The organism is Levilactobacillus spicheri DSM 15429 (assembly GCF_001435095.1).
GTDB classification, from domain to species: Bacteria; Bacillota; Bacilli; order Lactobacillales; family Lactobacillaceae; genus Levilactobacillus; species Levilactobacillus spicheri.
This window is the reverse complement of the sequence record NZ_AZFC01000035.1, coordinates 94607-107453: the sequence shown is the minus strand read 5'-3', so window position 1 is coordinate 107453 and position 12847 is coordinate 94607. Positions and strand designations below refer to the sequence as shown.

General features: G+C 51.9%; 16 protein-coding genes. All 16 read left to right on the top strand.

The features are described from left to right. Window positions 1-134: 134 nt before the first annotated feature. The 16 genes from atpB to FD37_RS09230 all read left to right on the top strand — a co-directional run bounded on the left by atpB (window position 135) and on the right by FD37_RS09230 (window position 12834). Entirely contained in the window at window positions 135-848 is a 714-nt protein-coding gene (atpB, locus tag FD37_RS09305) for a F0F1 ATP synthase subunit A (protein WP_045808253.1), read from the top strand. 37 nt (window positions 849-885) lie between these two features. After that, window positions 886-1098 carry a F0F1 ATP synthase subunit C gene (gene atpE, locus FD37_RS09300; RefSeq protein WP_045808254.1) on the top strand — a complete coding sequence of 71 codons (213 nt, stop codon included), beginning with the start codon at window positions 886-888 and terminating at the stop codon, window positions 1096-1098. Between the two features lie 44 nt (window positions 1099-1142). Beyond that, window positions 1143-1658 (top strand): F0F1 ATP synthase subunit B, encoded by a 516-nt coding sequence (gene atpF, locus FD37_RS09295; RefSeq protein ID WP_045808255.1) that lies wholly within the window; start codon window positions 1143-1145, stop codon window positions 1656-1658. Then, a complete protein-coding gene (atpH, locus tag FD37_RS09290) occupies window positions 1648-2190 on the top strand; it encodes an ATP synthase F1 subunit delta (RefSeq protein WP_045808256.1) in 543 nt (180 codons plus the stop codon). The genes atpF and atpH overlap by 11 nt, the downstream gene beginning before the upstream one ends. Before the next feature lie 30 nt (window positions 2191-2220). Continuing rightward, window positions 2221-3759 (top strand): F0F1 ATP synthase subunit alpha, encoded by a 1539-nt coding sequence (gene atpA, locus FD37_RS09285; protein WP_045808257.1) that lies wholly within the window; start codon window positions 2221-2223, stop codon window positions 3757-3759. Window positions 3760-3789: 30 nt separating this feature from the next. Beyond that, window positions 3790-4689, top strand: coding sequence for a F0F1 ATP synthase subunit gamma (locus FD37_RS09280; protein ID WP_056964963.1), 900 nt, complete (start codon window positions 3790-3792; stop codon window positions 4687-4689). A 22-nt stretch (window positions 4690-4711) separates the two neighbouring features. Then, entirely contained in the window at window positions 4712-6127 is a 1416-nt protein-coding gene (gene atpD / locus FD37_RS09275; protein WP_056964962.1) for a F0F1 ATP synthase subunit beta, read from the top strand. A gap of 13 nt (window positions 6128-6140) precedes the next feature. Then, window positions 6141-6560, top strand: coding sequence for a F0F1 ATP synthase subunit epsilon (locus FD37_RS09270; protein ID WP_045808260.1), 420 nt, complete (start codon window positions 6141-6143; stop codon window positions 6558-6560). A gap of 397 nt (window positions 6561-6957) precedes the next feature. Next, entirely contained in the window at window positions 6958-7197 is a 240-nt protein-coding gene (locus tag FD37_RS09265; RefSeq protein WP_307725082.1) for a DUF1146 family protein, read from the top strand. Window positions 7198-7223: 26 nt separating this feature from the next. After that, a complete protein-coding gene (murA, locus tag FD37_RS09260; RefSeq protein ID WP_056964961.1) occupies window positions 7224-8537 on the top strand; it encodes a UDP-N-acetylglucosamine 1-carboxyvinyltransferase in 1314 nt (437 codons plus the stop codon). A 126-nt stretch (window positions 8538-8663) separates the two neighbouring features. After that, window positions 8664-9668 carry a rod shape-determining protein gene (mreB, locus tag FD37_RS09255; protein WP_045808263.1) on the top strand — a complete coding sequence of 335 codons (1005 nt, stop codon included), beginning with the start codon at window positions 8664-8666 and terminating at the stop codon, window positions 9666-9668. 28 nt (window positions 9669-9696) lie between these two features. Next, the gene (gene yidD, locus FD37_RS09250) at window positions 9697-9993 is read left to right on the top strand and encodes a membrane protein insertion efficiency factor YidD (protein WP_045808264.1); all 297 of its coding nucleotides are present in this window, start codon (window positions 9697-9699) and stop codon (window positions 9991-9993) included. A 17-nt stretch (window positions 9994-10010) separates the two neighbouring features. Further along, window positions 10011-10235, top strand: coding sequence for a DUF2969 domain-containing protein (locus FD37_RS09245; RefSeq protein ID WP_045808265.1), 225 nt, complete (start codon window positions 10011-10013; stop codon window positions 10233-10235). Between the two features lie 95 nt (window positions 10236-10330). Beyond that, window positions 10331-11536 (top strand): FtsW/RodA/SpoVE family cell cycle protein, encoded by a 1206-nt coding sequence (locus FD37_RS09240; RefSeq protein ID WP_045808266.1) that lies wholly within the window; start codon window positions 10331-10333, stop codon window positions 11534-11536. Between the two features lie 15 nt (window positions 11537-11551). Beyond that, window positions 11552-11854: a glycine cleavage system H family protein gene (locus FD37_RS09235; RefSeq protein ID WP_045808267.1), complete on the top strand. Its 303-nt coding sequence runs from the start codon at window positions 11552-11554 to the stop codon at window positions 11852-11854. 125 nt (window positions 11855-11979) lie between these two features. Further along, complete coding sequence (locus FD37_RS09230) at window positions 11980-12834, top strand: SPFH domain-containing protein (RefSeq protein WP_056964959.1); 855 nt, start codon at window positions 11980-11982, stop codon at window positions 12832-12834. The last annotated feature ends 13 nt before the right edge of the window (window positions 12835-12847 follow it).

The window sequence follows — 12847 nt, the reverse complement described above, 5'->3', positions numbered from 1 at the left end:
TATCATTTCCAGTGTATTTGAATGGAGCGCTCGCTTCGTTCACTATTCCGTAATTTCCCGGAATGGCGACCCTCAAGTGGTGTTGGTTTTCCTGGCGGTTACGTCCATATAGTGTTGAAAAGAGGTGATATTCGGTGAATGATGGTCCAGTTTCAACCTTCCAATTTCTGGGATTGACATTTAGTACTGCAAATGTCGTGTCTGGGACGATTGTTTTTCTGATTGCGGTCGCGGTGATCTTTTTTGCCTCACGGCATATCAGTATGAAACCTTCTAAAGGACAGAACTTCTTGGAATGGCTGATTGAATTTACCAACGGAATCTTGAAGGGCTCAATTCCAGCCGACCAGGTCAGCAGCTTCGGCCTTTACGGGTTTACGCTGTTCCTGTTCTTGTTCTTGTCTAACCAGTTGGGGTTATTCCTTCAATTAACGTTCCATGGCGCCACCATCGTCCGTAGTCCAACGTCAGATCCAATCGTCACGTTGACGTTCTCGCTGATGACGATGATGCTCGCACAATTTTCCGGGGTACAACGCTTGGGGTACAAGAAGCACTTTGCTAACTACCTCAAACCGTTCGTTTTCTGGTTACCAATTAGTATTTTCGAAGAGTTCACGAATTTCCTAACTTTAGGTCTTCGTATCTTTGGGGTAATCTTCTCGGGTGAAATGTTGCTCAAAGTGATTTGGGGTTTGGCAACGTCTCATGGAATCGCAACGATGATCGTCGCGGTCCCAATCGAAATGATTTGGCAAGGGTTCTCAGCATTCTTGGGGGCCATCCAAGCTTTCGTTTTCGTCACATTGTCGACAGTGTATATTTCTCAAAAGATCGAAGAGGAATAAAACTGAGGTTTTCAAATATAAGGAGGAAACATATATTATGGGTGCACTTGCAGCTGGTATTGCGATGTTTGGAGCCGCACTTGGCGGTGGTATTGGTGATGGTATCGTTATCTCCAAGATGCTTGAAGGAATGGTTCGCCAACCTGAATTATCTGGTCAATTACGGACGAACATGTTCATTGGTGTTGGGTTAGTTGAAGCCATGCCAATCATCTCCTTCGTTGTTGCTTTGATGGTTATGAACAAGTAATTAAGGTTTTTCAATCATTTATTTTTAGAAGGAGGTGCCAATAGATGCTTTCACATTTGGTAGTCGCTCAAAGTCTTTACTTTGGTGATTCGCTGTTCTACATTGTTTGCTTTATCTTGCTGATGTGGTTGATCAAAATCTTCGCATGGAAACCCATTACGAAGATGATGAGTGACCGGGCCGACAAGATCTCAAACGATATCGATTCTGCTGAAAAGTCCCGGACGGACGCAGCTGCATTAGTAGCTAAGCGCCAATCTGCGCTGAACGCGTCCCACGCGGAAGCAGCCGAAATCGTCCAAACGGCTAAGAGCAATGGACAAGAACAACGTGATCAAATCATGGCGCAGGCACAAGCCGATGTTCAGAGCTTGAAGACCAGTGCCCAAAAGGATATCGATCAAGAGCGCGAAGATGCCTTATCTCATGCAAAAGATGATGTGGCAAGCTTGTCTATTGAGATTGCTTCCAAGATCATTCAACGAGAATTAAACGCTGACGACCAAAAGGCATTGATTGATTCTTATATTGAAGGGTTGGGGAAGCAACATGAGTCTTAATAGGACAACCGTAGCTAAGCGCTACGCACGCGCATTATTCGAGTTGTTGTCCGAAAAAGACCAACTGGAGACTGGTTATACAGAACTTCAGGAACTTCGGCGTGTCTTCCAGGACAACCCGCAATTGGGTACTGTACTCTCAGACGCTAGTTTACAGGCGACCGATCGGCAAAAGCTGGTCAGCCAATTGGCTGAATCGGCTTCGCCGTACATCCAGAACCTGATTCAAATGGTGTACGACTACGGTCGGATGGATACGATGGTGGCGATCATCGATCAATTCCAAGTCCTGTATGACGAACTGCATCACACCGTTTACGCCAAGGTGACGACCGCGGTCGACTTATCTGCGGACCAAAAGGATAAGATCGCGGCAGCCTACGCACAACGGGTTGGCGCTCAGAAAGTTATTTTAGACAGTCAGGTCGACCCAACGATCATTGGCGGCGTCGTGGTACAATCTGCCGGGATGATCCTTGATGGGAGTCTTAAGACGAAAATCAACAAGTTGCGGCGGCAACTGTTGTCGTAAAAATTCTGTAGGTAAAGAGGTGAAACTTTCATGAGCATTAAAGCTGAGGAAATCAGTACTCTAATTAAACAACAATTAGAAAACTATCAAGATGAACTCTCAGTTGAAGAAACTGGTACGGTAACTTACGTTGGTGACGGGATTGCTCGGGCCCATGGCCTGGACAACGCCTTGCAAGGTGAGTTGCTTTTGTTTGATAACGGGGTTTATGGATTGGTCCAAAACCTTGAAGCCAGTGACGTGGGTATCGTTATCTTAGGTGATTTCACTGGAATTACCGAAGGCGACACCGTTAAGCGGACTGGTCGAATCATGGAAGTTCCCGTTGGAGATCAATTAATTGGCCGGGTTGTTAACCCATTAGGTCAACCAATTGATGGCAAGGGGGACATTAAGACTGATAAGACACGGCCAATTGAACATAAGGCACCGGGTGTTATGGACCGGCAAGGGGTTAGCGAACCTCTGCAAACCGGGATTAAGGCCATCGATGCTTTGGTTCCAATTGGACGTGGCCAACGTGAATTAATCATTGGTGACCGGAAGACCGGTAAGAGTTCCATTGCCATTGACACGATCATTAACCAAAAAGATCAAGACATGATCTGTGTCTACGTTGCCATTGGGCAAAAGGAATCCACCGTGCGGTCCCAAGTTTCCACCCTGGAAAAGTTTGGTGCCATGGATTACACCATCGTTGTATCCGCCGGCCCATCTGACCCAGCGCCATTGCTGTACATCGCGCCTTACGCCGGTGCAGCCATGGGTGAAGAGTTCATGTTTAACGGCAAGCACGTGTTGATCGTCTACGATGATTTAACCAAGCAAGCCGATGCTTATCGTGAACTTTCTCTGATTTTACGGCGGCCACCAGGTCGTGAAGCCTACCCAGGGGATATCTTCTACACCCACTCTCGTTTATTGGAACGGGCAGCGAAGTTGAATGATAAGCTGGGTGGCGGTTCGATGACGGCCTTGCCAGTCATTGAAACCAAGGCCGGTGACGTGTCGGCTTATATCCCAACCAACGTGATTTCCATCACCGATGGTCAAATCTTCCTGAACAGTGATTCCTTCTATTCAGGGGTTCGGCCAGCCATGGATGCCGGGACCTCCGTTTCCCGGGTTGGTGGGGACGCGCAAATCAAGGCCATGAAGAAGGTTGCCGGGACGTTGCGGTTGGACTTGTCCTCCTACAAGGAACTGGAATCCTTCGCCCAATTCGGGTCTGATTTGGATGCTGCGACCCAAGCTAAGTTGGCTCGTGGGGAACGGACCGTGGAAGTCTTGAAGCAAGGCTTGCATGAATCCGTTCCAGTGGCGAAGGAAGTTATTATCCTCTTCGCGCTGACCCACAGCCACCTCGACAAGCTTGCTGTCGAAGACGTATTACGTTACCAAAACGAGTTGTTTGACTTTATGGACGGTTCACACAAGGACCTCGAAGACACGATCACGACGACCGGGAACTTACCAGAAGGTAACGCCCTGGAAGACGCTATCAAGGAATTCGACCAAACCTTCCAACCGACCAAGCACGCTGAAGCAGCAAACGACTCTAAAAATTAAGATTGCTTGAAGGAAGGATGGTGAGGAACAATGGCTGAATCGATTCATGACGTTCAACGTCGGATTAACTCGACCAAGGCGACCCGCCAAATTACGGCGGCCATGCAAATGGTCTCGACGGCGAAGTTAAATAAGATTCAGAAACACGCGACCGGCTACCAAGACTACGTGTCGAAGGTAAAGGCAGTCGTGATGCACCTTTCGCAGTCTCATCTGTTGGATAATTCCTCAAGCAACCTGCAGTCAGACCGTCCAGTTAAGAAGACCGCCTACTTGGTCATTACCTCAGATCGGGGCATGGTTGGAAGCTACAACAGTAGTGTCCTGCGGGATGCCAACCGCTTCATCGAGGAACGGACGCCGAACCAAGACGACTACATGATTCTAGCCGTCGGGGGAACCGGTGCGGACTTCTACAAACATCGTGGAGTGAATGTCGCTTACGAATATCGTGGGGTCAGCGATGTGCCGCAGTTCAACGAAGTGCGAGAAATCGTGAAGACCGTCACCACTATGTTCAATAATCAGGTGTTTGACGAATTGTTCGTCTGCTACAACCACTTTGTAAACCGGATCTCATCCCGTTTTCGGGCTGAGAAGATGCTGCCTGTCGACAAGGAGACCTTGACGACGGACGCAGCCAACGACACACCCACCAACAAGTTGGTGGCGGAATACGACACGGAGCCTTCCGAGGCCGAAGTGTTGCAGGTCGTGTTGCCGCAATACGCGGAAAGCCTGGTTTACGGTGCGATTCTGGACGCTAAGACTTCTGAACATGCATCCAGCACCAATGCGATGCAGTCGGCCACGGATAATGCCGATGATTTGATCGATACGCTGCAACTGCACTACAACCGTGCACGTCAAGCCGCGATTACGACCGAAATCACCGAAATTACCGGTGGACAAGAAGCCTTAAAGAACTAATGACGGGAGGAATTAACGAATAATGAGTACTGGTAAAGTTGTTCAAGTTATTGGACCAGTCGTTGACGTTGAATTCCCATTAAACGATGAATTACCTGACATTAACACCGCCCTTAACATCAAAAAAGATGACGGCAGTGTCCTGGTAACTGAGGTCGCCTTGGAATTAGGTGACGGGGTTATGCGGACCATTGCCATGGACGGGACTGATGGTCTCCGGCGGGGCATGGAAGTTGAGAACACCAAGGCTTCCATTTCCGTTCCCGTGGGGGATGACACGTTAGGTCGTGTGTTCAACGTTTTAGGGGAACCAATCGATGGCGGCGCCGAATTTGGTCCGGATGCAGAGCGGATGCCAATTCACCGCGACGCACCAAAGTATGACGAATTGAACCCAACGACTGAAATCCTCGAAACGGGGATCAAGGTTATCGACTTACTCGAACCTTACGTTCGTGGTGGGAAGATCGGGTTGTTCGGTGGTGCCGGTGTTGGGAAGACGGTTCTGATTCAAGAGCTAATTCACAACATCGCGCAAGGCCACAACGGGATTTCCGTCTTCACCGGTGTTGGTGAACGGACCCGTGAAGGTAACGATATGTACTGGGAAATGAAGGGTTCCGGTGTTTTGAAGCAAACCGCCATGGTTTACGGACAAATGAACGAACCTCCTGGCGCCCGGATGCGGGTTGCCTTGACCGGTTTGACCATCGCGGAATACTTCCGGGATGTTAAGGGCCAAGATGTGCTGTTGTTTATCGACAACATCTTCCGGTTCACGCAAGCCGGTTCTGAAGTATCTGCCTTACTGGGGCGGATTCCTTCAGCCGTTGGTTACCAACCAACGCTGGCAACTGAAATGGGACAACTTCAAGAACGGATCACGTCAACCAAGAAGGGCTCGATCACGTCGATCCAAGCCGTTTATGTGCCAGCCGATGACTACACCGACCCGGCGCCTGCGACGACTTTCGCCCACTTGGATGCCACGACCAACTTGGAACGTTCCTTGACGCAACAAGGGATCTACCCAGCCGTGGACCCATTGGCTTCGACGTCAACGGCCTTGGCTCCCGAAATCGTGGGTCAAGAACACTACGACGTGGCGACCCAAGTGCAACACGTGTTGCAACGGTACCACGAATTACAAGACATCATCTCCATCTTAGGGATGGACGAACTGTCTGAAGAAGAACAAGTGATCGTTAACCGGGCTCGGCGGATCCAGTTCTTCTTATCACAACCATTCTCCGTTGCTTCTCAATTTACTGGGATGGACGGGAAGTACGTGAAGTTGGAAGATACGATCCGCAGCTTTAAGGAAATCTTAGCTGGTAAGTACGATGACCTACCAGAAGATGCTTTCCGGAACTGTGGGAGTATCGAAGACGCGGTTGCGAAGGCTAAGGAAATGAACGCTGCCATCGCCAACGACTAGGGAGGGATTCTAATTGGCTGATAATTCATCAGTATTATCCGTTAGTATCGTTACTCCTGATGGTCGGGTTTACGAACACGAGAGTTCCTTTTTAGTGGTCACCACGAAATTGGGACAACTCGGGATCTTGCCAAACCACGTGCCCATCATTACTTCGCTCGAAGTAGATGAGGTCCGGGTCAAGCATGGTGATTCGGAGGATAAAATCGCCGTTAACGGTGGTTTCCTCGAATTTTCGAACAACACGGCGACGATTGTTGCCGATAGTGCGGAACGTCAAGACGATATTGACGTGGCACGTGCGGAAAGTGCTCGTCAACGGGCGGAAGCATCGATTCAAAAGGCCCAAGCGGCCCACGATGCCGATACTTTAGCACGGGCTCAGGTCGCTTTACGGCGAGCGGTCAACCGGATCAACGTCGCAAAGCACTAATCAAGGATTTAACGTTAAGTTAATCATTGCAGAAGGGTGTTTGGGTGTAAGCTCAAACGCTTTTTTTGTGCGCTCACGCACCGCACCAGACCGGCGATGGTGGAGGTCGATTGGTGAATGGTTGAGCGGCCAAGTCATTCGCTCGCGAACGGCGGCGACGCGATGAATAAAGGGTGACGAGACGTATATTTAAACGGTCCCCCAGCTCCTAAAGCGGGGAAACCATGAATGGGTAGACCACTGCTTGACCACTTTGAGCAAACGGCGTCAGATTTGGAATAAGCTGAATGGGTTCGTGATTTATTAGTAAATGTAATATTACAACGGCCGATTTTACGGGATTCTCGGGGACAAGCCAAAAAAAATATGCTATAGTTAATGAGAATGTTCAGAAAGGATGGAGTCGATGAAACTCATCGGAATACAGGGTATTTTAACGATCATCAGTCATTTGTTCTTTATCGCACTTGCATTTTGGGCCATCGCTGGTCTGCATATTGAACGGTTGATGACGTTTTATCCACGCCAATCACGAGTGTTGATCGTCATGTTAGCGGTTGCTATCGGATTCGGGTGTAGCTCATTCTTCCTGGACTTCATTAACAACGTTCGTAATCTAGGCTACCTAGTACGGTAGACCCATAAAATTTTTGGAGGTATCCCATGGAAAAAATCGTTGTTCATGGTGGGAACCGCTTAACGGGTGAAGTCCAAATCGAAGGGGCCAAAAATGCCGTTTTACCAATTTTAGCGGCATCAATTTTGGCTAGCGAAGGAATCACGCATTTAGCAAATGTTCCGGTTCTATCCGACGTTTATACAATGAATAAAGTGCTCCGGTTCTTGAACCTGAGTGTGGACTTTGATGAAGCGCAGCGGCAAATCACGATTGATGCCACGAAGCAGGTGTCGAGCGAGGCACCGTTTGAGTACGTCTCAAAGATGCGGGCCTCAATCGTGGTCATGGGGCCACTGTTGGCCCGGTTGGGTCATGCGCGGGTTGCCTTACCGGGTGGCTGTGCCATCGGGACGCGGCCAATCGACCTGCATTTAAAGGGCTTAGAGGCCTTAGGGGCCCGGATCGAACAGCACGATGGCTATATCGAAGCCTTCGCTGACCACCTGACCGGAAGCCACATCTACTTGGACTTCCCTAGTGTGGGGGCGACCCAGAACATTATGATGGCGGCCTGCCTGGCCCAGGGGACCACGGTGATCGATAACGTCGCCCGGGAACCCGAAATCGTAGACTTGGCCAACGTCTTGAACAAGATGGGCGCCCATGTCCGCGGTGCTGGGACGGAATCGCTGCGCATTGACGGCGTTCCCGTCATGCACGGGACCGACCATAACGTGGTTCAGGACCGAATTGAAGCTGGGACTTTTATGGTGGCCGCTGCCCTGACGCACGGAAACGTGCTGATCAAGGATGGTATCGTGGAACACAACAAACCATTGATTTCCAAGCTGCAAGAGATGGGTGTCCGGGTGACCGATGAGCCAGCCGGCATCCGGGTGATTGGTCCGGACGAACTCGAACCGACGGACGTGAAGACGTTGCCGTATCCGGGCTTCCCTACGGATATGCAACCCCAAATGACGATTTTGCAATTGGCTGCCAAGGGGACCAGTACCATGACCGAAACGGTCTTCGAAAACCGCTTCATGCACCTGGAAGAACTGCGGCGGATGAACGCGCAGTTCCAGATCAACGGACAGACCGTGGTCATGCATGGGCCGACCGACTTTAACGGTGCCGAAGTGGCCGCGACCGACTTACGGGCGGCTGCCGCACTGGTCTTGGCCGGGTTGGTAGCGGACGGGTACACGCAGGTCACGAACCTGAAGTACCTGGACCGGGGCTACTACGACTTCCACAAGAAGTTGGCGGCCCTGGGTGCCGAGATCAAGCGGATTTCGGTTCCCGACAACGATGCCGTGGTCTTAAAGAACATGCGCGTTGATAATGAAGTTTAGTGAGAACGATGAAGGTGGCGTAAGGCCACCTTTTTATTTGGCCTGTCAAACCGTTTAGAGTTGGGGTCGATTGTGGTATAATTGAACGTTGAAAATTGGCATTTAAAATCAGGAGGATTCCAGAGTATGGCGAAAGACATTGGTATTGATTTGGGGACCGCGAACGTTTTGATTTACGTGGTCGGTAAGGGCATCGTATTAAACGAACCATCCGTGGTGGCAATTGATACGAAGACTGATAAGGTATTGGCGGTGGGGTCCGAAGCCTACCGCATGGTGGGACGGACACCGGGGAATATTCGCGCCATTCGTCCCTTGAAGGACGGCGTTATCTCCGATTTTGATATTACTGAAGCCATGTTGTCATACTTCATTAACAAACTCAGTGTGAAGGGATTCCTCTCGAAGCCGAACATCATGATCTGCGCGCCGACGAACATTACGGAGATTGAGCGCAAGGCCATCATTCAGGCGGCGGAGAAGTCCGGAGGTGCCAAGGTCTACCTGGAAGAAGAACCCAAGGTAGCGGCCTTAGGTGCCGGCATGGACATCTTCAAGCCAAGCGGCAACATGGTCATCGACATGGGTGGGGGGACCAGTGACATCGCCATCCTCTCCCTGGGGGACATCGTTTCGAGCCGGTCCATTCGCGTGGCCGGTGACCGGATGAACACCGAGATCGTCAACTACCTCAAGCACAAGCACAACCTGATCGTCGGGGAACGGACGGCGGAAACCATCAAGATCAAGATCGGGACGGCCTATCCAGAACCCGGTAACGAGAAGAAGACCATGGCCGTTCGGGGCCGGGATTCCGTTTCTGGGATGCCGACGGAGGTCACGATTACGGCGGCCGAAGTCGAGGAAGCCATCCATGACTCCGTCGACCAGATCATCGCTGCGGCGATGGCCGTACTGGAAACGACGCCACCCGAATTGGCGGCGGACATCATTGACCGGGGCATCATGTTGACCGGTGGTGGGGCGCTGCTCGACGGAATCGACAAGCTCTTCTCTGAGAAGCTGACGGTGCCGGTCATCATCTCCGAAGACCCGTTGGATAACGTGGCCAAGGGAGCCGGCGTCCTGTTGGAACACATGAATACCAAGGTTGCTAAGCAAAACAACTAGGCACTCGAAGACCCAAGGAGGTGCGGACATGCGGTGGTTATTAATGAAGCTGGTTCGCGGGTATCAGCGGTGGATCTCACCGCTGTTTCCCCCGACCTGTCGGTACTACCCGACGTGTTCGACCTACATGCTGCAGGCGTTGGCCAAGCATGGGGCGCTGAAGGGCGGCCTGATGGGGCTGGCCCGCATCTTACGCTGTCACCCCTTCGTGCGGGGCGGGGTCGATCCGGTACCGGATCACTTCACCCTGCGACGCAACGTGGCGGCCGAACGGGCTTATCGCGCAGAAATGCAGCTGGATAAGCAAGACACGACGACTAAATAAAGACGAGGAGCGTTGGCATGAGCAAACGAGAAAAGGCGGTCCAGGTGACCGTAGATGAACAGAAACAGTCCGATGGCACCACGGTGTCAGCCTTGAAGATCGGCGATTCGACGATCGGAACGGTCAAGCCCGTGGAAGACCGGTTTGAGGCCCAACTCACGGACGGCGACGTGTACCGCGTCAAGACCGTTGACGAAGGTGTCGAATTGTTGCTGCGGGACTACCACCTGCACCGGGGATAATAATTTTTCGTAAAGTTGGCCGGAGCGGAACGTTTCAATTCCACTCCGGCCTTTATAATAAGGGTAAAATCTAGTTTGATTAAGGAGCAATCATTGTGGCAAAAAATGCGACAAGGCAACAAGATGAGGTGGACTCCCGGATTGACTGGGGCATCATCTTTTGCGTGTTAATGTTGGCCTTGATTGGCCTTGCGTCGATTTACGTGGCGGCGACCCACGATTCGAGTGCCACCAGCGTGACGTCGGCCGTTGTTTCGCAGCTGGTCTGGTACGTGATTGGGACCGTTGCGATTGTGATTATTATGCAGTTTGACTCGGAACAGTTGTGGAAGGTGGCCCCGTTGCTGTATGGCATTGGGCTCTTCCTGCTGCTGTCCGTGTTGATTTTCTATAGCCGGGCGTACTACGCCAGTACCGGTGCCCGGAGTTGGTTTGCCATCGGGCCGTTGACGTTTCAACCGTCCGAAATCATGAAGCCCGCCTTCATCCTGATGTTGGCGCGGGTCGTGGCCGACCACAACAACAATTTTCCGGTCCACACCATGAACTCCGATTGGCGGCTGATCGGGAAGATCATTCTCTGGACGCTGCCAGTGGCCGTGGGCTTGAAGCTGCAAAATGACTTCGGGACCATGCTGGTGTTCTTCGCCATCGCCGGGGGGGTCATCCTGGTCTCCGGGATTACCTGGAAGATCCTGGTGCCCGCGTTCTCCATCGTGGGGGTCGTCGGGGGGACCGCGCTAGCGCTGGTCACCACCACCGGCGGGCGGAAGATCCTGGAGAAGGTCGGCTTTCAGGCCTACCAATTCTCCCGGGTCGACACCTGGTTGCACCCCGCGTCGGATACGTCGAACCAGGGGTACCAACTCTGGCAGAGTATGAAGGCCGTCGGTTCCGGGGGCATCTTCGGGACGGGCTTTAACGTTTCGCACGTGTACGTCCCCGTGCGGGAATCCGATATGATCTTCTCCGTCATCGGGGAAAACTTCGGGTTCATCGGGGGCTGTGTGCTGATTTTCCTGTACTTCCTGTTGATCTACCAAATGATTCGGGTCACGTTCGATACCAAGAACGTGTTTTACGCCTACATCTCGACCGGGGTCATCATGATGATCCTCTTCCACGTGTTCGAAAACATCGGGATGAGCATCGGGCTGTTACCGCTGACGGGGATTCCGTTACCCTTCGTGAGTCAAGGGGGGTCGGCATTGATTGGAAATTTGATTGGAATTGGATTAATCATGTCAATGCGGTATCATTATAAGAGTTACATGTTCAGTCGTAACGAGTCGTTTAAATAAAGGAGATCATGAATCATGAGTGAAATGGTGAAGTATTTCTGGACGAAGGCTACCAATGACGGGACCCGCATTGGCTTAACGACCGAGGGACAAGACGAACTGGGAACGGTCAAGTTCGCCAAGTTGCCAACGGTCGGCGATGAGGTCAAGAAGGGTGACAACCTGCTGAGCGTGGAAGCCGACAAAGCGGTTTCTGACATTCCGAGCCCCGTAACGGGCAAGGTCACGGCGGTCAACCCAGCCTTAGACGACAGTTTCGACGCCTTAAACGGCACCGATACGGACGCTGCTTGGTTCGTCGACGTGCAAGAAGCTTAAGGTAACCGCTGAACCGGCTAAACTCTGCGGAGTTTAGCCGGTTTTTTAGGCTCACGGCGGATTGTCGGGTATAATGGGAGTTAGAGAATCTCTTAGCTAATCGTGTATAGAAATGGAGTGGGCGTATGCAGGAGAAAAATGTGTTTCATATTAACGGGTATTTGGGATTGTTGATTGTCTTAGCCCTGCTGATCGGCGGGGGGTTCATGATGTGGCAGGCCAACGGATTCTTCATCGTGGGCCTCTTGTTGGTCATCTTGGCCGCGTTGGCTGGGAGTAGTCTGACCATCATCGGCCCCAACCAGTCGAAGGTCCTGACCTTCTTCGGCCGTTACGTGGGGACCATCCGGGAGGCCGGGCTGTACCTGACCATCCCGCTGACCAATAAGGCGACGGTCTCGCTACGGGTCCGGAACTTTAACAGCGCGATTTTGAAGGTCAACGATCTGCAGGGGAACCCGGTGGAGATCGCCGCGGTCATCGTGTTTAAGGTCGTGGATACCAGTAAGGCGCTGTTTGCGGTGGAGGACTACGAACAATTCGTGGAGATTCAAAGCGAATCGGCTATTCGGCACGTTGCTTCTGAATACGCTTACGATAACTTCGGGGATGGCAAGGCCCTGACCCTGCGGAGCAATCCGACCGAGGTCTCGAACCACCTGACCGAGGAGCTGCAGGAACGGCTGGACGTCGCAGGGGTCGAAATCGTCGAAACGCGGCTGACGCACCTGGCCTACGCAACGGAAATCGCCTCGGCGATGCTGCAGCGGCAACAGTCGCAGGCCATCCTGTCGGCGCGGAAGATCATCGTCGAGGGGGCCGTGTCCATCACCGAGGGCGCCATTAGCCGCCTAGCGGACGAAACGGACCTGGAACTTACGGATAACCAAAAGCTGCAACTGATCAATAACATGATGGTGTCGATTATCAACGAACGGGGCTCGCAACCGGTGATCAATACGGGGAAGGTCGAGTCATAATACACATGGAGGA